The 20,410-nt window shown below is 69.8% G+C and carries 21 protein-coding genes; 12 read left to right on the plus strand and 9 right to left on the minus strand.

What is annotated here, in order from left to right; genetic code table 11:
- The 3 genes from VF647_10980 to VF647_10990 form a co-directional block, all read right to left on the minus strand.
- On the minus strand, nt 1-1,654 hold a 1,654-nt coding region (locus VF647_10980; protein ID HEX8452612.1), incomplete at its 3' end, for a hypothetical protein.
- A gap of 85 nt (nt 1,655-1,739) precedes the next feature.
- The gene (locus tag VF647_10985; GenBank protein ID HEX8452613.1) at nt 1,740-2,312 is read right to left on the minus strand and encodes a hypothetical protein; all 573 of its coding nucleotides are present in this window, start codon (nt 2,310-2,312) and stop codon (nt 1,740-1,742) included.
- A gap of 97 nt (nt 2,313-2,409) precedes the next feature.
- On the minus strand, nt 2,410-3,135 hold the full coding sequence (locus VF647_10990; GenBank protein ID HEX8452614.1) for a CPBP family glutamic-type intramembrane protease: 726 nt from the start codon (nt 3,133-3,135) through the stop codon (nt 2,410-2,412).
- Nucleotides 3,136-3,276: 141 nt separating this feature from the next.
- Between VF647_10990 and VF647_10995 the strand changes: the two genes are divergently transcribed.
- The 5 genes from VF647_10995 (at nt 3,277) to VF647_11015 (ending at nt 6,686) form a co-directional block, all read left to right on the plus strand.
- On the plus strand, nt 3,277-3,660 hold the full coding sequence (locus tag VF647_10995) for a BON domain-containing protein (GenBank protein HEX8452615.1): 384 nt from the start codon (nt 3,277-3,279) through the stop codon (nt 3,658-3,660).
- 74 nt (nt 3,661-3,734) lie between these two features.
- A complete protein-coding gene (locus VF647_11000) occupies nt 3,735-4,496 on the plus strand; it encodes a transglycosylase SLT domain-containing protein (GenBank protein ID HEX8452616.1) in 762 nt (253 codons plus the stop codon).
- Nucleotides 4,497-4,590: 94 nt separating this feature from the next.
- Nucleotides 4,591-5,220: a nucleotidyltransferase domain-containing protein gene (locus tag VF647_11005; GenBank protein HEX8452617.1), complete on the plus strand. Its 630-nt coding sequence runs from the start codon at nt 4,591-4,593 to the stop codon at nt 5,218-5,220.
- Complete coding sequence (locus tag VF647_11010; GenBank protein ID HEX8452618.1) at nt 5,207-5,680, plus strand: HEPN domain-containing protein; 474 nt, start codon at nt 5,207-5,209, stop codon at nt 5,678-5,680. Before VF647_11005 ends, VF647_11010 begins: the two co-directional genes overlap by 14 nt.
- A 127-nt stretch (nt 5,681-5,807) precedes the next feature.
- A complete protein-coding gene (locus tag VF647_11015; GenBank protein HEX8452619.1) occupies nt 5,808-6,686 on the plus strand; it encodes an NmrA family NAD(P)-binding protein in 879 nt (292 codons plus the stop codon).
- A 222-nt stretch (nt 6,687-6,908) separates the two neighbouring features.
- On the opposite strand, the gene VF647_11020 is transcribed toward VF647_11015, so the two are convergent.
- From VF647_11020 to VF647_11045, 6 genes are all read right to left on the minus strand, one after another.
- A complete protein-coding gene (locus VF647_11020; protein ID HEX8452620.1) occupies nt 6,909-7,409 on the minus strand; it encodes a type II toxin-antitoxin system VapC family toxin in 501 nt (166 codons plus the stop codon).
- On the minus strand, nt 7,396-7,770 hold the full coding sequence (locus tag VF647_11025) for a hypothetical protein (GenBank protein ID HEX8452621.1): 375 nt from the start codon (nt 7,768-7,770) through the stop codon (nt 7,396-7,398). The genes VF647_11020 and VF647_11025 overlap by 14 nt, the downstream gene beginning before the upstream one ends.
- A gap of 149 nt (nt 7,771-7,919) precedes the next feature.
- The gene (locus VF647_11030) at nt 7,920-8,918 is read right to left on the minus strand and encodes a hypothetical protein (protein ID HEX8452622.1); all 999 of its coding nucleotides are present in this window, start codon (nt 8,916-8,918) and stop codon (nt 7,920-7,922) included.
- A gap of 27 nt (nt 8,919-8,945) precedes the next feature.
- Complete coding sequence (locus VF647_11035; GenBank protein ID HEX8452623.1) at nt 8,946-9,299, minus strand: helix-turn-helix transcriptional regulator; 354 nt, start codon at nt 9,297-9,299, stop codon at nt 8,946-8,948.
- A gap of 56 nt (nt 9,300-9,355) precedes the next feature.
- Nucleotides 9,356-9,799 carry a PIN domain-containing protein gene (locus VF647_11040; GenBank protein ID HEX8452624.1) on the minus strand — a complete coding sequence of 148 codons (444 nt, stop codon included), beginning with the start codon at nt 9,797-9,799 and terminating at the stop codon, nt 9,356-9,358.
- Complete coding sequence (locus VF647_11045) at nt 9,780-9,980, minus strand: hypothetical protein (protein ID HEX8452625.1); 201 nt, start codon at nt 9,978-9,980, stop codon at nt 9,780-9,782. Before VF647_11045 ends, VF647_11040 begins: the two co-directional genes overlap by 20 nt.
- 256 nt (nt 9,981-10,236) lie before the next feature.
- Here VF647_11045 and VF647_11050 point away from each other — a divergent pair, with 256 nt between their 5' ends.
- The 7 genes from VF647_11050 to VF647_11080 all read left to right on the plus strand — a co-directional run.
- Complete coding sequence (locus VF647_11050) at nt 10,237-11,016, plus strand: SDR family oxidoreductase (GenBank protein HEX8452626.1); 780 nt, start codon at nt 10,237-10,239, stop codon at nt 11,014-11,016.
- A gap of 471 nt (nt 11,017-11,487) precedes the next feature.
- Nucleotides 11,488-13,656, plus strand: a complete 2,169-nt coding sequence (fadJ, locus tag VF647_11055; protein HEX8452627.1) for a fatty acid oxidation complex subunit alpha FadJ — start codon at nt 11,488-11,490, stop codon at nt 13,654-13,656.
- Nucleotides 13,657-13,729: 73 nt separating this feature from the next.
- Entirely contained in the window at nt 13,730-14,173 is a 444-nt protein-coding gene (locus tag VF647_11060; GenBank protein ID HEX8452628.1) for a CoA-binding protein, read from the plus strand.
- 448 nt (nt 14,174-14,621) lie between these two features.
- Nucleotides 14,622-15,308 (plus strand): cytochrome c3 family protein, encoded by a 687-nt coding sequence (locus VF647_11065; GenBank protein ID HEX8452629.1) that lies wholly within the window; start codon nt 14,622-14,624, stop codon nt 15,306-15,308.
- A 54-nt stretch (nt 15,309-15,362) separates the two neighbouring features.
- Nucleotides 15,363-18,518, plus strand: a complete 3,156-nt coding sequence (locus VF647_11070; protein ID HEX8452630.1) for a 4Fe-4S dicluster domain-containing protein — start codon at nt 15,363-15,365, stop codon at nt 18,516-18,518.
- 1 nt (nt 18,519) lies between these two features.
- Nucleotides 18,520-19,962 (plus strand): NrfD/PsrC family molybdoenzyme membrane anchor subunit, encoded by a 1,443-nt coding sequence (nrfD, locus tag VF647_11075; GenBank protein ID HEX8452631.1) that lies wholly within the window; start codon nt 18,520-18,522, stop codon nt 19,960-19,962.
- Nucleotides 19,959-20,410 (plus strand): DUF3341 domain-containing protein (locus VF647_11080; protein HEX8452632.1); only part of this gene is annotated, 452 nt, incomplete at its 3' end. The genes nrfD and VF647_11080, both read left to right, overlap by 4 nt.

The raw sequence follows: 20,410 nt of genomic DNA on the forward strand, positions 1-20,410 counted from the left end.
CGAATCGCGGGCGGATGAAGGTGGCGCTCTCCGCCGGGTCGCTCTCCCCCAGCTCGTTGAGCAGCGTGCCGCCATCGAAGCCGGCCGAAGCCGACCACCCGCGCGCCACCCCGCTCGGCGCCGCGCGGGCGAAGAAGAGCGACCCTCCCAGCATCATCCCCTCGTCGATCCGCTGCACGTCGCGGAAGTCGCCGGTGCCGCCAAGCGTAAAGGTGGAGGTCAGGCGCGCGGCGGTGTGGGCCTCGGCGCGCAGCCGCAGCGTACCCGTCCACGCGCCGCCCACACGGCGCTCGCCCCACCCCTCCAGGCCGCCGGCGTAAAAGGGATCGGTGTAGTCGCGCCCCGCCACCAGCGAGGTCAGCGTGTTCATGGCGCCCGAGATCACCGGGCCCACGCCCACGTCGCGCGGCTCGTACACGTAGGCGCGGGCGCCCATGCGGTAGCCCGGGTGCGTGACCGTGGCCGCCCCCTCGAGCGTCGGATGCATCGGCCCGAACGCCCAGCCGCCGCGCGCCTCCAGCGTCAGGGGCTCGCGCGGGTGGATGCGCGTGCCGAAGCCGACCACCGCCCCCTCCGCGCGGTTGTAGCGCAGGACGGACGAGGCCGCCGGCACGTTCAGCCGCACCGATGGAAGCCCGCTCATCATCCGCCCGCGGATCAGCTCCGCGGCCTGCCGCCGCACGTCGCCCAGCTCGGTGGTGGGGCCGATCCCCTCCTCGTGCAGCTCCGCGTCGATGGGCTGCTCGAAGCCGAAGCCGCGGCGCTGCGCATCGGGCACAGACACCACCCTGGGGCCGGCGAAGAGGGCGGGGGAGAGCCCCTGGTTGAAGCGGTAGTTGGAGATGCGCATCGTCCCGCGGATCATGCCGCCCACGGGAAAGCCCAGCTCCGGGATCTGGCGCCGCAGCTCCACCTGTTGCCGGTGCGGAAGCCAGAAGCGTCCCTTGTACAGCGCGTTCTCCAGCGACGCGTTGATGTAGTCCAGCTGCCGGTCCACGTACGCGGCCGAGGTGAAGGTGAACGACATGCGCACGATGTCGCCCCCGCGCCGGTCCACGAACACCGAGCCGATCATCGCCGGGCGGCTGGCGTCCTTGGGCCGCACCTGCACCTCGTACACCCGCACCGGCTCCGTGGACCCGGGCACGCGGATGGAGAGCGAGTCCTCCAGCCGGTAGTCGTACGTCCCCGGCCCCGACACCGCGGCGGGGTGAAGCACGTCGCGCACCTCGTCGCCGTCGCCGTAGCGGATCAGGTCGCCGAAGTTGTCCTGCACCACGGTGAGGTGGTCTTCGTGGTAGCGGATGTTGGTGGGGAGGTTCTTCACGTCCCGCAGCCCGATGATCCGCTGCTTGGCCATGTTGGGCGCCTTCCACAGGACGTCCAGCGCCACCTGGTCCGTCTTCACCAGCGATCGCTCGGTGGTGCCGGGGCGGTCCAGGTAGAAGTAGATGAAGCCGCGCGCGTCCGCCTGGTAGTCCAGCAGCCCCGTGTCCGCCAGCGCCTGCGAGCGGCGGTCGCGCGCGCGGGCGATCAGCTCCAGCGCGCGCGCCCCGTTCCACCCCTCGGCCGGGGCCTGGGCGCGCGCCGGCGCCGGCGCGAGGAACGCCGCGGCAAGGGCGGCGAAGATCCAGGGTCTGATGGTGCGAGCCATGAAGTGGTCGTCGGGTCGTTCAGACGGCGAGGGTCCGGCCGAGCAGGCCGGACCCCTTGAAGCTACGCGGGTGCTCGGCGCGGCGTCAGGAGCAGGTGCCTTCCTGCAGCGACGCTTCCAGGCGCCCCGGAATGGTCGCCGCGAAGCCGGCCTCTTCCACCCCGGCGGCCCGCGCGTAATCCCGCCGCGTGACGGAGTACGAGCGCGCGCTGTTCGTGTTCAGGCGGCGCGAGGCGGCCGTCTGATACGTGAACGTCGACTGCTGCGGAAGAAGGAGCTCCGCCGCGATCGCGTTCGGGTTGTCCGCGTCGTTGTAGAAGCGCAGCGTCACGGCGTCGGAGCCGTAGTCGATCGCGCCCACGATCTCGCGGGTGAAGGAGTCGCTCCGGCGCGTGTAGCTGAGCTGGAAGGCGCCGTCGGGACTCAGCGTGACCGTCGGCTCCGGCTTCCCGGCCGGCGGCGTCACGTGCACCACGCGCTCCAGCAGGTTGGCCACCGGGAACGCCGAGTTGTCGGGTACGAAGCGCAGGGCGCAGACGCGGTAGACCCCCGCGACCTCCACGGGCGTGAGGCGGTTGCCGCCGGTGCCGCCGCCATCGCACGCCGCGGCGGCGAAGAGGGTGGAAAGCGCCAGGAGCCGGACAACGGAAGAGCGCATCGTAGTACCTCCAGAAATCAGTCGAGAGTCGTGGTGAGATCGCATGTACCCTCACGGGGTGCGCGGGGTTTCACCGGGCGCGAAACATAAGGCGCGGTCAACTGTCCCGCAGCACCACCAGGAACACGTCGTACAGGGCGTGCGTCCATGCCGCGATCCCGAAGCCGCGCAGCAGGAAGAGCGCGCTGAACGCCAGCCCCGCCACGAAGCGGAAGACGAAGCTCTGCAGCTCCAGCGGGTAGGCGTAGGCGCCGATGTAGTGGAACGCCGAGAAGAGGAAGGCCGCCAGCAGCGCCGCCGCGATCCCCGCGTTCTTCTTCCGCATTCCGATCCCGCCGAAGAGCAGCGCCAGACCGCCCACCAGCAGCACGCGGAAGAGGAGCTCCTCGTACAGCCCCGCGCCCAGCGAGAGGACGATCTGGTCGCGCAGCGGGAGCTTGTCCACCCCGCCGTCGGCCGCCATGCGCACGCCGCCCAGCATCCACTGGGTGAGCGTCCCCACCACCGCGCCGAAGAGGACGGCGTACCCCGCGCTCTCCGCCAGCATCCCCGCGAAGACGGGCGCGCGCAGCGGCACCCGCTCCCTCCGCCGCTCCAGCGCGATCAGCGCGGCGCCCACCACCAGGATGACGGCCGCGAACCCCAGCGTCCCCTGCACCCCGCCGGCGGAGAGCGCGGCGCGCAGCAGGACGTCGGCCCCGTTCCTCATCCCCGAGGTGGGCCCGGCGATGCTCCACGCACCCACCTCGTACAGCAGCAGGAGGGGGAGAACGAAGAGCAGCGAGTAGCTGTGCTTGCGAGTGATCCGGAAGTAGTCGCGCATGGCCCGTACAAGGTAGCGTGGCGAGGGGAACGGCGCATGGCCCTTCCCTTGCGACCCGCGCGGAGCTTATCGTGCCACGCGGCGCCCGTACCTTAACGGCGCATGGGGGCGATGGGTTTCCCGCTACACGGAGCGACGGGCGTGAGCCGACCGACGAACAAGAGATGGATGGGGATGGCGCTGGTGCCGATGGTGGCGGGGTGCAGCCTCTTCGGCGGCGGCGACCCCGGCCCGACGCCGCAGGACGTCGCCCGCCTGGCCGCCGAGGACGTGCGCATCCGCCGCGAGGTGGAGGCGCGCCTGGCCGCCGAGCCCTCGCTTGGCCCCGGCCGCGTGCGCGTGACGGTGACGGGCGGCGAGGTGCAGCTCCACGGTTCGGTGGCGGGCTACGGCGCCCTCCGCTGCGCCGTATCCAACGCCGAGCTCACCACGGGCGTGGTGCTGGTGATCGACTTCCTCGTCCTCCAGCCGGGCGCCTCCACCACCCGCTGCCTGGCCCCCCGCGTCTTCTCCGCGCCGGCCTAGCCGACGCAAACAGTGACGCGGCAGGCGGTACCGATTACATTGGTGGCTCCCCCGCACAACCCGGAGAGCCCCCAGTGCCCCGCCGTTCCCCCGTCAAGCCAGCATCGAAGAAGAAGACCACCCCGCGCAAGCGCCGTGGCGCCACCGCCAAGCGCGGCCCCGCGCGTCGTTCGCGTCTCCTCTGGTCGTGGCTGCTGATCGCCGCCGTCGTCTTCGTGGCCGCCAACCCAAAGGCGCGGGCCATCGCGTGGGAAGCGCTCCTCGCATCGCGCGCCGTGCTGGAGTCCGCGCAGGCCGCCAAGGCGACGGAGCGCCAGGCCAACGAGTACGCCCGCCGCTACGGCATCGAGCCCACGCTTGCATCCGCGATCCTGGAGGCGGCGCACGCGGAGGGGGTCAAGCCGGACCTCGCCTTCCGCCTGGTGCGCGTGGAGAGCGCCTTCCGGCCGCGCGCGGTGAGCCCGGTCGGCGCGCTGGGCCTCACCCAACTCATGCCCGCCACCGCCGACGAGCTGCAGCCGGGCGTCACGCGCGAGCAGCTCTTCGACCGCGACACCAACCTGCGCCTGGGCTTCCGCTACTTCAGCCGTCTCCTGCGCGCCTACGACAACGATGTGGAGGCCGCGCTGCACGCCTACAACCGCGGCCCCGGCACCGTCAACCGCATCCGCCGCGCCGGCGGCGACCCCGCCAACGGCTACGCGAAGGCGGTCCTGGGCAGCACGGGCGCCTCCCCGGTCGGCCCCCCGCCTGTCCAGGTCGACACCACCCCCGCCTCCGCCCCCCTCCCCACCATCGACGGCATCGCCCCCGTCCCCATGCCGAACGGGATGTAAGCCGGTCAATCCTCCGCCGGGACTTGGAAACGAGTACGTGAAACGGTATATTGCCATGGTGAATGCTATGGGGATACACCGCGACGAGGGACAGATGGCTCAGCCGCTTGCGGATTCCGATCTCACCGATTTGATCGTCCAGGCTTCCGACGCTTTCGCCCCGTCACAGGCGGAGCTGGCGAGCGAAGTCGGAGTGCAGCCGCTCGCCATCACGACCTGGCGGCGCGGGCGGAGCCGTCCCACCCGCCAGCATCTCCGCAACATGGCGCATGCCCTGGAGAAGCGGGCGGAGCGACTGGCCTCACTCGCGGAGCGGCTCCACGAGCGAGCCGCTACACAGGAGCCCCTCACCCGCCGTCGTTCTTCTGGCACGTCTCGATCGAGAGATCTCGCACTCGCGCGTCGGCTGGCGCGTGGAATGGTTCACGGGGCGGCTGAGAATGTTTTGCGCGTGGTGTTCTACGGCTCAAGGGCGCGGGGCAATCCGGCGTCCACCAACAGCGATTTCGACTTCGTCGTGGTGCTGAAAGACCGCCCCGCGGACCTCGACCGCGTTGAAAGGCAGCTGAAGGAGGCCGCCCGCGCCGCAGTGGGCGGCCAAGCGGTCCCCATGCTGGACGTCTGGGTGTGTGATCAGGGCGAATGGAACACCGCACTCGCGCTCCCCGGTCATCCGTTGCGAACCGCCCACTCGGAGGGTGTGATCCTGCATGAGTGCGTCTGATGCTCTCCGCGCGTGGGTCCAAGACTGGACGAGGCGCGGCAAGGGAGACCTCCGGCTCGGTGAGCTCGGGCTCGCGGACTCGGAGTTCGACTCTTTCGAGTTGATCGCTTTTCATGCGCAGCAGAGCGCTGAGAAGCTGATCAAGGCCTTCCTGGCGAAGAACGGGACCGACTTCGAAGACCAGCATGACCTTGAGTACCTGCTCGGGCTGGTGAGACGGAACGATGCCGCTCTCGCTGATGCGCTGGATTCCGTCGTCGCGCTGAACCGTTATGCGGTCAAGACGCGGTACCCCGGCCGCTACCCGGCCGTCTCGCGCGGGGATGCCGAAGCAGCGATCCGGATCGCGTCAGCGGTGGCAGCGGTGATACTTCCGCGCGTGGCGTACGACGCATCACAACCCACCCAATCGCTTCGTGACCGGCTGCACGAACAGCGCGAGCGCCGTCGACCGGAGTAGCCGCACCGCTGTGTTGGCTGCAAACAGGGGCGGTTCAATAGCATAGGTCATCTGAACCATGCCGCGCCACGCGTGCCCGCCTACCTTCCCCCGCGAGCGATGGAACACATCAACCGGGAGCGAAACGATGCAACACCTCATCCTTGGCGGAACGGGCACGGTGGGCGGAGCAGTGACCCGTGAGCTCCTGGCGCGCGGCGAGGACGTAAGGATCCTCACCCGGTCGGCGGAGAAGGCGGGGTCCCTTCCCGAGGGCGCCACCGCGGTGGTGGGCGACCTGCGGGACCCGGGCTGCTACCACACCGTGTTCTCCCGCTTCGACACCCTCTTCCTCCTCAACGCAGTCGCGGACACGGAGCTGCAGGAAGGGCTCGCCGCCGTCAACGAGGCGCGCCGGGCCGGCGCCGCGCGCATCGTCTACCTGTCCGTGCACGACGCGGAGAAGGGGCCGCACATCCCGCACATCGCCGCCAAGCTCGCCATCGAGGAAGCGATCCGGCGCAGCGGCATCGGGTACACCATCCTGCGCCCCAACAACTTCTACCAGAACGACTACTGGTTCCGCGAGGCGATCCAGGAGCACGGGATCTATCCGCAGCCCATCGGCGATGCAGGGATCTCGCGCGTGGACGTGCGCGACATCGCCGAGGCCGCCGCCAACGCGCTCACCCGCTCCGGCTTCGAGAACCGCTGCTACGCGCTGGTGGGCCCCGAGCCGCTCACGGGCGCGGAGTGCGCGCGGGCGTACGGCGAGGTCTTCGGCCGCGAGGTTCGCTACGCCGGCAACGACCTGCAGGCCTGGGCGCGCGAGGCGGGGAAGATGCTCCCCGGCTGGATGGTGTACGACTTCGCGCTGATGTACGCGCTCTTCCAGGACCGCGGCCTGCACGCCACCGCCGAGCAGATCGCCGAAACGGAGCGCATCGTCGGCCACCTCCCGCGCACCTTCGGCGACTTCGTCCAGGAGACCGCTACCCTCTGGACCCGCGAGCCCGCCACCGTCTAACCTCGCGCGACGCACAACAAGGCCGCCGTGAGCCCACGCTCCCGGCGGCCTTGTTCCGTATCCCCACCGATCCCGTAGGGGCCGACCTGCGTGTCTGCCCACCCTCGCCCCACCTCGATCCCAGCCAGTTCGCACCGACCTCGTAGGGGCAGCCCCGCGTGGCTGCCCGTGTCATGGTCATGCGCCGAACCATCGGTCCCTGTAGGTGCCCCACCCCCGTTTTCACCTCCCGAAGAGGCTCTCCAGGTCTGCGATCCCATCAAAGCGGGGATCGAAGACACCTACTTTGTGGGACGCCGCGACAGCCTTCAACCCATCGTCGGCCGTGACGAGCACGAGCGTTTCCGAGTCACCCAGATCCGAACGAAGCTGCAGCGTCGTATGCAGATGGAGCGCATCGCCCGAATGGAAGCGCGTGACGCCTCGAACCCGTTCCATCAGATACGTGGCCCCTTCCACCGCAACGTTGTCGACGGGGACCAGATACATTGCATTTGCGTCTGAGCGGAATCGAAACAGCAGCTCGTTGTAGTCGCTACCTACCAGGTATCCGCCGCGCAGCTTCCTCGTCAGCGCCGAAGTGAACTCGAGAGTCAGCCATCCACTGGACACCACGCCTCCCCAGTGGCCCGCGTCATCCATGACCTGCTCCATGATCGGCGTCGCTCCGTCGTGTTCATCTACGTAGCGTTTGACGGCTGCGCAGGCGTCAAGATACAGCACGCGACTCGCGCAAGCGGCGAACGGCTCGGCGCCAGAAGGCCAGGAGCGGCCCGGCCTGGCGCACCGCCCTGAACGGCTCGATCACGGCGCCGGGGAGAGGCTCCCGAACGTTGATACCCCTCTCTCTCATCCGCAGGACCCACGCGGGGGTTTGCTGCGCGTTCGGTTGAGTCCGGAGCTCCGCATAGCCACCAGGGAATACGTCCTCGATCTCCACCCCGCGGACGCTCTCCACCGCCGCCGTGAGGCACTCCCGGATCTCGTCGTCGCTCATCTCGGGAGGCCCGCCGACCCGCTGGCGGGGCGGGTCGGTGATGCTCCCCCCGGCTCGACGCAACTGGACTCGCTTGACCCGCTTCATGGCTCTCCTTTGGTCCGTCGTTGCCGAACCTTAAAGAGAGCGGAGGCACGCAGTCAACGGTTAGGCGGACGAGCCACAGAACACGGCCACCCGGTGGTATACAGGTACCAAGTCGGTGGCACGAAAGGCACGCGCGCCACCGGCCAGGCTCAGAACGCCCCCTCCCGCACGACGCCCTTACCGAGCGGGACGATGTGGCCTGGCTCGACGGACGTGTTCTCGGGAAGCGGGACGTCGCCCTTTTCCTTGCCGAGCTTGAAGATGCTCTTGAGCGTCCTGAGCGGCCCGCCACCCGGGAGCGCGGGCTGCTCGCCGTACCACTCGAACCACGGGAGGCCGGCGCGGTTGTACTCGGCGGCGGTGGGCGGGACGGTGGGCGGGTTGACGCCGGTGATCTGCCGCCATACGAGGGAGTTTGCGATGTGCACGAAGCAGCGGCTCGATGCGCCGAGCTCCCAATCCGCGGCGCTGTACGGGTCCTTGTAGATCTCCTGGCGCATCCGTCCGCCGGGAGCCAGGCCCATGTCGAAGCTCGGCGGTGCCGCCGCGCACACGTACTCCATCGACGGCGGCCTGGGGCGTACGTACTCGGCGCGGCGCCGCTTCACCTCTTCGTAGACCGCCGCTTTCGCCGGATGCGCCGCGAGCTGCAGACCGCCGTGCACGGCCTCGCCGGTGATCTGCTCTTCGGCGGAGTAGCCGGCGCCGAGCGGCATGGCGACGAACTGGCGGATCACGCCGCGCTCGATGCAGTACCCGTCGAGCCAGGGCTGCGACGGAATGCTGAGGTAGTCCTGCGGATCGCGGTTGAGGCCCGCCGTCCAGGGCTCGCCGGTGGCCGCGTTGATCTTGCCGGTGGCCACCTTGACCGCAAACGGGTAGCCGTTCGGCGAGCTGAAGCTGAGCCACATCGCCTCGGACTGGTACATCGGGAGCATGACGCCGCCGTGCTCGGCCCACCTCGCGGGGACACGCTCGGTGAAGTCGTCCACGTGGGCGAGCGGAAAGCGGCCCAGCCCCGGCGGGAGCGGATAGTCCCGGTCGTCGTCCGGGATGCGCAGCGTGCGCTGGAACCCGATGCTCAGCACTGCGTCCTCGTGCACCTCCGGGAAGCGGAAGAGCAGCGCGTCGTTCTGCAGCTCGATCATACGGTCCTCTCAGGCAGGGGTGGACGACTACCAGTCGCCGTCGCGGACTTCGCGCACCAGGCGCAGCACGGCGTGGTCGGGCAGGTCCCGCAGCTCGCGCAGCAGCTCGCCAAAGAGCAGAGGCCGCCTGCGGATGGTGTCCAACAGGTCGCGCGACACCTTGCCCGCCAGCGCGAGCAGGAGATCGGGAAGCACGTCGAGCTCGCGGGCCAGGCGGACGATAGTGTCCTCAGAGGGCGGCGCGACCTCGCCCCGCTCGACCTTGCTGAGGTACGACGGCTCCACCCCGATCCGCTCCGCCACCTGGCGGACCGAGTAGCGCCGGTCCCCCTGCCGCAGGGCCTCGCGGCGGTCCCGCACGAATCCACCGAAGCTATCCATGGATGTACTGTGTACTACTTAGTACACATTGTCAAGGGCTGCGTTCCCGATCACCGTCAGCTCACGTCGCGGTCGGCCACTGGGCCGGTGAAGCTCACCAGGGGAAACGCCCGTTGAATCGCCGCGAAGTCCTTCTCGTTGTCCTGCACTACGGTCGCGCCGATCTGCACCGCGGATGTGGCGACCAGGACGTCGTTGGTAAGGGACGGGCCTACGGTGTGCCCGGATCGACGGAGCACCCGCAGGATGTGCCCGGTCCGGACCCATGACGTGTGTGTGGGAGTGGCGATGCGCTTGAGCTGCGCGAAAGGCTGGATGAAGCTCCGCTCGAGGCGGCGCATCTCCGTATCTCTCGCGCCGGCGAGAAGCTCCTGCACGACCACGGAGCTCAGGTATACCGATCTGGAAAAGGCCGAGAGGAAGTCCTCCATCTTCTCGGCCTCGTCGTGGTGCCGGATTGCCCGAATCACGAGCTGCGTGTCAATGATGTACTTCGGCACGGTCCGCTCCCGCGGGGTACACGTCTTCGATCTCCATCCCACGTACGCTTCGAAGCGCCTCGGTCAGGCGGGTTCGGTACACCTCCTCCTTGTGCCGAGCCGAGCCGCTCGGCACACGGCAGCTCCTGTCCGCGACGCTCTTCCCTGCTCGGTGCAGCAGGGCTCGATCGATCCACTGCATGGCGGTCTCCTTTCGGGGTGGCGGGTGAACCTTACAGGCCACGCCGTGACAAGGTCAACCTCTACGCGGGCGAACCGCAGAACACGGCCACCAGGGGACACACACCGGTCGGACTGGTGGCGCGAACGGCCCGGGTGAAGGCCGCGTTTCCCGTGTGTACTCTGAGCCGCGCTCATAAATTCCAGTATTTTCAAGGGCTTTGCGGCCCGCTACATTGTCCGCCGAGCCGACCTCGACCACCCGTGCGGAGCCGCCGATGCGAAGCCTTGCCGAGCTGTTCGACCTTCGCGGGCGCGTGGCGCTGGTCACGGGCGGCGGACGCGGGCTGGGCGAGCAGATCGCGACGGGGCTGGCGCAGGCGGGCGCGTCGGTGGCGCTGGCGTCGCGCAAGCGGGAGGCGTGCGAGGACGTGGCGCGCGAGCTGGCCGAGACCCACGGCGTGCGCACCATGGCGTTGCGGCTGGACGTGACTGCGGAGGAGGAGGTGCGGGCCGCGCTGGACGAGGCGGAGGTGGAGCTTGGGCTGGTGGACATCCTGGTCAACAACGCGGGGACTTCGTGGGGCGCGCCCGCGGCCGAGATGCCGCTGGAGGCGTGGCACAAGGTGATGGAGACCAACGCCACCGGCGCCTTTCTCTGCTCGCGAGAGGTGGGGCGGCGGCTGATCGAGCGGGCGGCGCCGGGCGCCATCCTCAACATCGCGTCGGTGACGGGGCTGCGCGGCTCGCAGCCGGAGCTGCTGGATGCCGCCGGATACGCCGCGTCCAAGGGCGCGGTGATCGCCCTCACGCGCGACCTGGCGGTGAAGTGGGCGCGCCACGGCATTCGCGTCAACGCGCTGGCTCCCGGCTTCTTTCCCACGAAGATGACGGCTGGCGTGCTGGAGCAGGCGGGCAAGCTCATCTCACGCGCCGTCCCCCTCGGCCGCGTCGGCGGCGACGACGAGCTGATGGGCGCGGCGCTGTTCTTGTTGTCGGCGGCGGGTGGGTACGTGACGGGGCAGGTGCTGGCGGTGGACGGCGGGATGACGGCGTGAACAGAAGTGCGTTAGTGCGTGAGTGCGTGAGTGCGTGAGTGCGTGAGTGCGTGAGTGCGTGAGTGAGTTAGTGCGCGGCGGGAGAGGGCGCTACACCGGAGAGGGACGAGAGCAGGCATGGCAGGCGCGGGACGGTAACGCGGGACGGCAAGGGAGCGCGGGGGAACAGCAAACGGGACGCGGCGCTTTGTCGCCCCCCTTTTCTGTCATCCTGAGCGACGCGCCGCTCCGATCTCGCCCCGTCTCAATTCTCTGGCGCGGAGCGAAGGATCTACTGCGCGTTTCGAGGAGACCGCGGGGCGGGGCGGGCCTCCTGCTTCGCGGGCTAGATCCTTCGGTCGCCGCCGGAGGGCGGTGGTACGCGGAGGTAGGGGTGGCGGCTCCCTCAGGATGACATAAACGCACTCACGCACTCACGCACTCACGCACTCACGCACCAAAGCAGTTGAAAGCCCACTTCAGGAGCGACACATGGCCACGACGGTGAACGAGGAGACGGGCGCGCCCGTGCAGATGGATGTGGAAGACGGGATCGCCATCATCCGGCTGGACCAGCCGGGGAAGCCGGTCAACGTCATCTCCGCGGCGCTGGTGGAGGCGATGGACGACATCCTCCGCCGCCTGGAAGAGGGCGAGGCGGACGCCAGCGTGAGGGCCGCCGTCATCCTCTCCGAGAAGAAGGGGACGTGGATCGCCGGGGCGGACATCGAGCAGTTCAAGGACTTCCGCACCCCCGCCGACGCCGAGGCCGCTTCCCGTGCCGGGCAGCGGCTCCTCGACCGGCTGGAGAACCTGCGCGTCCCCGTCGTCGCGGCCATCGACGGGGTGGCGCTGGGCGGAGGGCTGGAGGTGGCGCTCGCCTGCACCTACCGCATCGCCAGCGACTCCCCCAAGACCAAGCTGGGCCTCCCCGAGGTGAACCTGGGGATCGTCCCCGGCGCGGGTGGCACGCAGCGGCTGCCGAGGCTGATCGGGGTGCGCGCCGCGCTCGACCTGATGCTCACGGGCAAGCAGCTCGACGGGCGCCGCGCCCGCAGCGCCGGCATCGTGGACGAAGTGGTGCCCGCCGCCATCCTCCCCGTCGTCGCGCGGCAGGTGGCGAACGACCTGGCGGAGGGCGTCAAGGAGCCGCGCGGCGCCGCCCGCCGCAGGTCGCCACAGTGGCTGGAGAACCTGCCGGGGATGCGCCAGCTCATCTTCAGCAAGGCGCGCCAGGGGGTGATGGCGAAGACCAAGGGGCTCTACCCCGCGCCGCTCCGCCTGCTGGAAGTCGTGGAAAAGGGGCTGGACCGCGAGCTGGAGGAGGGGCTGGAGCTGGAGGCGCGCGCGTTCGGCGAGCTGGCGGTGACGCCCGAGGCGCGCTCGCTGGTGCACCTCTTCTTCGCCACCACCGCGGCCAAGAACGATCCCGCGCTGGGCGAGACGGTGAAGCCGAACAAGGTGGAGCGCATCGCCGTGGTGGGCGCCGGGTTCATGGGCGCGGGAATCGCCGCCGCATCGGCCGAGAGCGGGATCACGGTGCGCCTCAAGGACGTCAAGCCGGAGGCCGCGGCCCGGGGGCTCAAGACGGCTCGTGACACCCTGATCAAGCGGGCGAAGCGGAAGAAGGCGCGCGGCTTCGAGATCACCGCCCTCACCGACCGCGTGGAGGCGACCACCGAGTACACAGGCTTCCACTCCGCCGATGTCATCGTGGAAGCGGTGTTCGAGGACGTGTCGCTCAAGCACACCGTCATCCGCGACATCGAGGCGAAGATCGGCGCGGAGACGGTGCTGGGATCCAACACCTCCACCATCCCGATCGCAACGCTGGCGGAGGCGGCTTCGCGGCCGGAAAACGTGATCGGGCTGCACTTCTTCTCCCCGGTCGAGAAGATGCCGCTGCTGGAGATCATCACGCACAAGGGCACCGCCAACTGGGTGACGGCGACGTCGCACGCGTTCGGCAAGCAGATCGGCAAGACGCCCATCATCGTCAACGACGCGCCGGGCTTCTACGCCAACCGCATCCTTTCGCCCTACATGGCCGAGGCGGCGCTGCTGCTGGAGGAGGGCGTGCGGATGGAGGAGATCGACGCCGCGATGACGTCGTGGGGGTACCCGGTCGGCCCCATCACCCTGTACGACGAGGTCGGGCTGGACGTGGCGCAGAAGGCCGGGACGATCCTCGCCGCCGCCTTCGCGGACCGCATGCAGACGAGCTCCGTCCTGGACCGCATGGTGGCGGACGGGCGGCAGGGGCGGAAGAACGGCCGCGGCTTCTTTACCTACGGCGAGGACGGCAAAAAGGGCGAGCCGGACGAGGCGGTGTACGCCGTGATCGGCAACCCGGCCGCGAAGACCATCGCGCGCGCCGACATCCAGGAGCGGCTGGGGCTGATGATGGTGAACGAGGCGCTGCGCACGCTGGAGGAGGGCGTCCTGCGCTCCGCCCGCGACGGCGACGTGGGCGCGGTGCTGGGGATCGGCTTCCCGCCGTTCCGCGGCGGTCCGTTCTGGTACGTGGACCAGACCGGCGCGGCGGCCGTGCTGGAGCGGATGCGCGCCCTGGAGGCGAAGCACGGCCACCGGTTCGCTCCCGCGGCGCTGCTGGTGGAGCGGGCGGCGTCGGGCGAGCGCTTCTTCCCCGACGAGAGCTGAGCGCGGGATTTAGTCGAGTCGGGCAGCGAGGAACGAGCGGGGAGAGGGCCCGCCAACACAAGGAGAGCCTCCCATGGAAGACTGGCGCAGCAACCTGCTGGAGTCGCCCGCCGACATCGCGCAGCTCTGGCGCGAGACGCGGCGCATCGCGGTGCTGGGGATCAAGACAGAGGCGCAGTCGGGGCAGCCCGCCTTCTACGTCCCCCAGTACCTGCAGAACGCCGGGATGGAGATCGTACCGGTGCCGGTCTACTACCCGGACGCCACCGAGATCCTGGGCCAGCCCGTGTATCGCAAGGTGGCGGAGGTGCCGGGCGAGATCGACATGGTGAACGTCTTCCGCCGCTCGCAGGACGTCGGGCCGCACGTGGAAGACATCCTCGCCGCGCGCCCCAAGTCGGTCTGGATGCAGAGCGGCATCCGCAACGAGGACGCCGCCCGCCGCTTCGCCGAGGCCGGAATTCGGGTGGTGCAGGACCGCTGCGCCATGGTGGAGCACAGGCGGTCGACGCGGTAAGCCGTCATCCGCAGGGCCTCACGCGGAGACGCGGAGACGCAGAGAAAGAACAGCAGAGAACCTCTTTCTTGCTCTTCTCTGCGCCTCCGCGTCTCCGCGTGAGATTGCAGTTGGCGTAACACCAGGCGCCGCGGGGCAGGGGCTGAATCGCGCGGGGCGCCGCTTCTCGCGTGAGGGCGCGGCGCACGGGGCATCGGCAGAAGCCCCTTGCACTTAGCACCTGGCACTCGGCACTTCGCGGTTGTGGGGCTTTCCCCTACGAAGCTGTCAGGGTGGCTCCGCGCGCGGCGGCGGGTGCTTGCCGCGCGCGCCGACGAATGCTATATGGGTGCATTCCGAAAGAGCCCCGCGGGCGTGGGGCCCGTTCGGACGTGCAGACGACCGCGCGCGAACCGGCGAGCCCGCCGGCTCACGCTCCGTGCGGGCCGGTGTTCTCCGCAAGCAGACCATGAACAGAGCTCTCTCCCTCGCTGGAACCCTGCTCCTCGCCCTGGGCGTGGCCTCGTGCCGCGACTACAAGGCGACCGAGGCCGACGGGCCGGATCAGCCGATCGCGTTCTACCACAGCGTGCACGCCGGGCAGAACCAGATGCCCTGCATGTACTGCCACTACAACGCGGACCGGTCGCCGGCGGCGAACATCCCCAGCGTGCAGCTCTGCGTGGGATGCCACGTGGCGGGAAGCTCGTCGGCGGGGGCGGTGCCCGCGCAGGCGGCGCTCACCTTCCCCACCAAGCAGCGCGACAGCACCTGGAACCGCGAGGCGCTCAAGCTGGTGGACTACTGGAAGCGCGGCGAGGCGATTCCCTGGGTGCGCATCCACGACGTGCCCGATCACGTGCACTTCCCGCACTACGTGCACGTGAACGCCGGGCTCCAGTGCCAGACGTGCCACGGGCCCGTGCAGAACATGAAGAAGGTCTACCAGTACTCGTCGCTGCGCATGGGGTGGTGCATCTCGTGCCACCGCGGCGAGACGCCGCTCTCGGCGCCCGAAGAGGCCGCGGTGCGCCAGCGCTCGTCGTTCGTGCGCAAGATCGCCACGCTCCGCGCGCAGGGGAACGACGTGCGCGGCCAGCTCGCGACGTATCCCAACCAGCGGGCCTCCACGGACTGCACCGTATGCCACTACTGAGCGCGCACCCCCGGAAGCGACACGACGCCGGCGCGATGGGATCGAGGAGACAGCATGGCTGATGGAATGAAGAGGCGCGACTTCCTCACGGTGGTGGGAGCCGCCGGCGCGGGGATGGCGGTTACGGGGTGCGGCACGGGCGCCGCGCCGGAGACCTTTCTGGCGTCGGTGCGCCCGTCGGAAGACATCGTGCCGGGCGTGCCCACGTGGTACACCACCACCTGCCGCGAATGCCCGGCCGGGTGCGGGCTGCACGTGGAGACGCACGAAGGGCGCGCCACCAAGGTGGAGGGGAACCCCGACCACCCCGTGAACCACGGCAACACCTGCGCGCGCGGGCAGGCTTCGGTGCAGGGGCTCTACCACCCCGACCGGCACAAGGGCCCGTTCCTGCGCGAGCTCACCGTGGGCGGCAGCCCGCGCGACGTGAACTGGACCGTGGCGCAGAACGAGGTGGCCGAGGCCATCCGCCGCGGCGGCGCGGGCGGCACCGTGCTGCTGACGGGCTCCATGGGTCCCACCATGACCCGCCTGGCCGACGACTTCGCGCGCAGCGTGGGCGGGCGCCGGGTGGAATGGGCGCTGCTGGAGGACGGACCGCGCGACCTGGTGTTCAGCGACGCGGACGTGCTGGTCTCCTTTGGCGCGGACTTCCTGGAGACGTGGGGCTCGCCGGTGGACTACGCGTACCAGTACGCGGAGATGCACGGCTACCGTAAGGGGCGCGAGCGGGCCGGCAAGTTCATCTGGGTGGGGCCGCACCGCCCGCTCACCGGCATCAACGCGGACCTGTGGCTCCCCGCCAAGCCGGGGACCGAGGTGCTGGTGGCGCAGGCGCTGGCCGGCGGCGCCAACGTGCAGCAGGTGGCGCAGGCGGCCGACATCGAGCCCGCCAAGCTGCAGCGCGCGGTGCAGTGGTGGAACGAGGGGCGCCGCAAGGTGGCGATGGGCCCCGGCGCGGCCGTCAGCGGCCCCAACGCCACGGCGCTGCGCCAGGCGGTGGCCGGCCTCAACGGCCGCCCCGCCGCGCCGCCGACCTCCACCTCCGACCTGCGCCCCGTGCAGCGGCTGATCGCCGACATGAACGCGGGGCGGGTGAAGGTGCTGCTGATCGCGGGCGACTCCAACCCGGCGTACACGCTGCCGGGCGGGCTCGGCTTCGAGGCGGCGCTCAAGAAGGTGCAGACCATCGTCTCCTTCTCGCCCTTCCCCAACGACACGTCGGCGCTGGCCACGCACGTCCTTCCCGACCACCACTTCCTGGAGGCGTGGGACGACTACGTGGCGCGTCCGGGGGTGTTCGAGCTGGTACAGCCGGTGATGCGCCCGGTGTTCAACACCAAGCAGACCGGCGACGTGCTGCTGGGGATCGCCTCCATCCTGGGCGTGCCCGCGGGCGGCGCGACCCCGCCGGGGACGTACTTCGACTATCTGCGCGCCGCCTGGGCCGGCCGCACGCCGACCGTGGACGCCTGGCGCACCGCGCTCAAGACGGGCGGAGCGTGGGGGAGCATGCCCTCGGGCGCCATCCCGTCCGTGCAGGGCATGGTGACGCCGCTGCCGGGCGACCGCGCGCTCCCCGGCGGCGGCACCGCCGGCCGCGTGGCGGCCGCTCCCGCCGTGGCCGCTCCGGCCGTGCAGCCCGCCGCCGACACCGCGGCCGCGCCGGCGCCCGTTGCCGCGGCACCGGCACCCACCGCGCCCGCGGGGCCGGTGGCGTACCGTCCCGTGCAGTGGGAGGGCGCGGCCGACGGGCTGCACCTGGTGGCGTACCCGTCCATCCGCTTCTTCGACGGCCGCACGGGGAACCGCCCCTGGCTGCTTGAGCTGCCGGACCAGGTCACCAAGGTGCCCTGGGACTCGTGGATCGAGATGCACCCCGAGACCGCCTCGCGCGCCAACCTGGAGCAGGGGACGGTCGTCAAGGTCGAGTCGCCGCACGGCTCGTTCGAGGTGCCGCTGTACGTGTGGCCCGGCGTGCGCCGCGACACCGTCGCCATCCAGATGGGGCTTGGGCAGAGGAACGCCGGCCGCTTCAACGAGGGGCGCGGCGTCAACCCCATGCGCCTGCTGGGTGGCCAGGTCGACCCGGCCACCGGCGCCATGGCCCCGGCCACCCGCGTCACCGTGACCCCGGCCGGCCGCAGCCTCAAGCGCTGGGAAGGGCTGTTCGAGAACGGCGTCCGCATCCAGCACGACCGCGCCGTGGCGCAGGCCGTGGGGTGGGAGGCGCTCAAGGCGCTGGACGCCAAGGGCGAAGGGTTCATCCCCGGCGCCGAGAAGGTGACCGAGGAGCTGCGCACCTCCGGCGGCTTCGGCCCCGTGGCGCGCACCACCGACCCCGCCTCGTACCCGCCCGCGGCCACCGAGTACGGCGAGTACATCGAGGGCGAAACGCGGTGGGGGATGGTCATCGACCTGGACCGCTGCATCGGCTGCGCGGCGTGCACCATCGCCTGCTACGCCGAGAACAACGTCCCCGTCGTGGGCCCCAAGGAGCAGAAGCGCGGGCGCGACCTGAGCTGGCTGCGCATCGAGCGCTACTTCGGCCACGGCAAGGAAGAGGACGAGGCGTACCGCGACACGGCCACGGACGACACCCGCTTCCTTCCCATGCTCTGCCAGCACTGCGGCAGCGCGCCGTGCGAGCCGGTGTGCCCCGTGTACGCGGCCTATCACACGCCGGACGGGCTCAACGGCCAGGTGTACAACCGCTGCGTGGGCACGCGCTACTGCGCCAACAACTGCCCCTGGAAGGTGCGCGTCTTCAACTGGTTCACCTACGAGTTCGCGGAGCCGCTGCACCTGCAGCTCAACCCGGACGTCACGGTGCGCGAGAAGGGCGTGATGGAGAAGTGCACCTTCTGCGTGCAGCGCATCCACGAGAAGGAGCGGCAGGCCAACCAGGAGAACCGCACCGTACGCGACGGCGAGGTGGTGCCCGCGTGCGTGCAGGCCTGCCCCACCGAGGTGTTCGCCTTCGGCAACTACCAGGACCCGCAGAGCACGGTCAGCCGCATCGCCAAGACCAACCGCAGCTACCGGTCGCTGGGCGAGCTCAACACCAAGCCCGCCATCGTCTACCTCAAGAAGGTGACGCTGGAGCCGCCGAGCAACGGCAGCTACCACCAAGACAAGCCGGCGCCGTTCGGGGGCGACGAACACACCCAGCAGGGCGGCGCGACGTCGGCGCCGCAGGGAGCGCACTGAGATGGCAACCGTGACACGGTCCGTCTTCCACCCCGATGTCGCGGGGTACGAGGAGGTCAACGTCACCGCCGACCGGATGCTCACCCCTCCCGGGAAGGGCTACCTGGCCCTCCTGGGGATGGCGGTGACGATGGTGGGGCTGATGGTGATCGCCGAGCTCCACAACATCTGGTTCGGGCTGGGGATGAGCGGCCTCACCAACCCGGTGGGGTGGGGCGTGTACATCACCACCTTCGTGTTCTGGGTGGGCATCGGCCACGCGGGGACGCTGATCTCCGCCATCCTCTACCTCTTCCGCGCGGCATGGCGGCAGTCCGTCTACCGCTTCGCGGAGGCGATGACGGTGTTCGCGGTGCTCACCGCGGCCCTCTTCCCGATCATCCACATCGGGCGGCCCTGGTTCTTCTACTGGCTGCTGCCGCTCCCCAGCCAGCGGCAGCTGTGGCCCAACTTCCGGTCGCCGCTGCTGTGGGACGTGTTCGCCGTCACCACGTACCTCACGGTGTCGTCGGTCTTCTTCTTCATCGGGCTGATCCCGGACATCGCGGCCGCCCGCGACTCCGCCACCAACCCGACGCGCAAGAAGGTCTACACGCTCCTCGCCATGGGTTGGCGGGGGACGGACCGCGAGTGGCGCCACTTCACCCGCGCGTACCTGTTCCTGGCCGCGCTGGCCACGCCGCTGGTGCTCTCGGTGCACTCGGTGGTGTCGTGGGACTTCGCCGTCTCCATCGTGCCGGGGTGGCACACCACCATCTTCGCCCCGTACTTCGTGGCGGGCGCCATCCTTTCCGGCGTGGCGATGGTGATCACGCTGATGGTGCCGGTGGGGCGCATATTCCGGCTCGAGAAGTTCTTCACGCCGCTGCACTACGACCGGCTGTCGAAGCTGCTCCTGCTCACCTCGTGCATCGTGGGCTACGCGTACGGCATGGAGTACTTCATGGCGTACTACAGCGGCGAGCTGTTCGAGCGCGACGTCTTCTACGACCGCGTGACGGGGGACTACTGGTGGGCGGGGTGGTCGATGATCACCTTCAACGCCATCATCCCGCAGCTGATCTGGATGAAGAAGATCCGGGCGAGCCAGAACTCGCTCTTCCTCATCTCGATCTTCGTGAACATCGGGATGTGGTGGGAGCGCTTCGTGATCATCGTGCCGTCGCTGGCGCACAGCTACGAGCCGTGGAAGTTCATGAACTACCACCTCACCTGGGTGGAGGCGTGCATCCTCCTGGGGAGCTTCGGGTGGTTCTTCATGTGGTTCCTCCTCTTCCTGCGCTACCTGCCGGGGCTCTCCATCGCGGAGATCAAGGAGGTGCTGCCGCCGCCCATGCGCAACCCGCACGCGGGCGGCCACGCGCCGCAGGTGAACCACACGGAAGAGATGGGGAACGCCACGCCGCTGCCCACCGGGTACTCCGGACTGGAAGAACGCCGATGAGCAAGCTGAAGACGGGCGTCCTGGGGGTCTTTCCCCACCTGGACGCGGCGTGCGACGCCATCCGCCGCCTGCGGCACGAGGGGTACGAGGTGACCACCTACTCGCCCACGCCGCGCCACGAGATCGAGGAAGCGCTGGGGACACAGGAGTCGCCGGTGAGGCTGTTCACGCTGACGGGCGCCTTCACCGGCACCGCGGCGGGGACGGCGCTGGCCACCTGGACCTCGGTGGACTGGGCGCTGATCGTGGGCGGCAAGGAGATCATCGCGCTCCCCGCCTTCTCGGTGATCATGTTCGAAGTGACGATCCTGCTGGGGGCGCTCTCCACGGTGGCGGGGCTCTTCCTGCTGGCGCGGCTGCCGCACATCGGCCCTCCGGAGGCGCCGCTCTACCACCCGTCGTTCACGGCGGGGAACTTCGGCGTGTTCGCGCACGTCCCCAAGGACCG

It is taken from the genome of Longimicrobium sp. (genome assembly GCA_036387335.1).
In the GTDB taxonomy this organism is placed as follows: Bacteria; Gemmatimonadota; Gemmatimonadetes; order Longimicrobiales; family Longimicrobiaceae; genus Longimicrobium.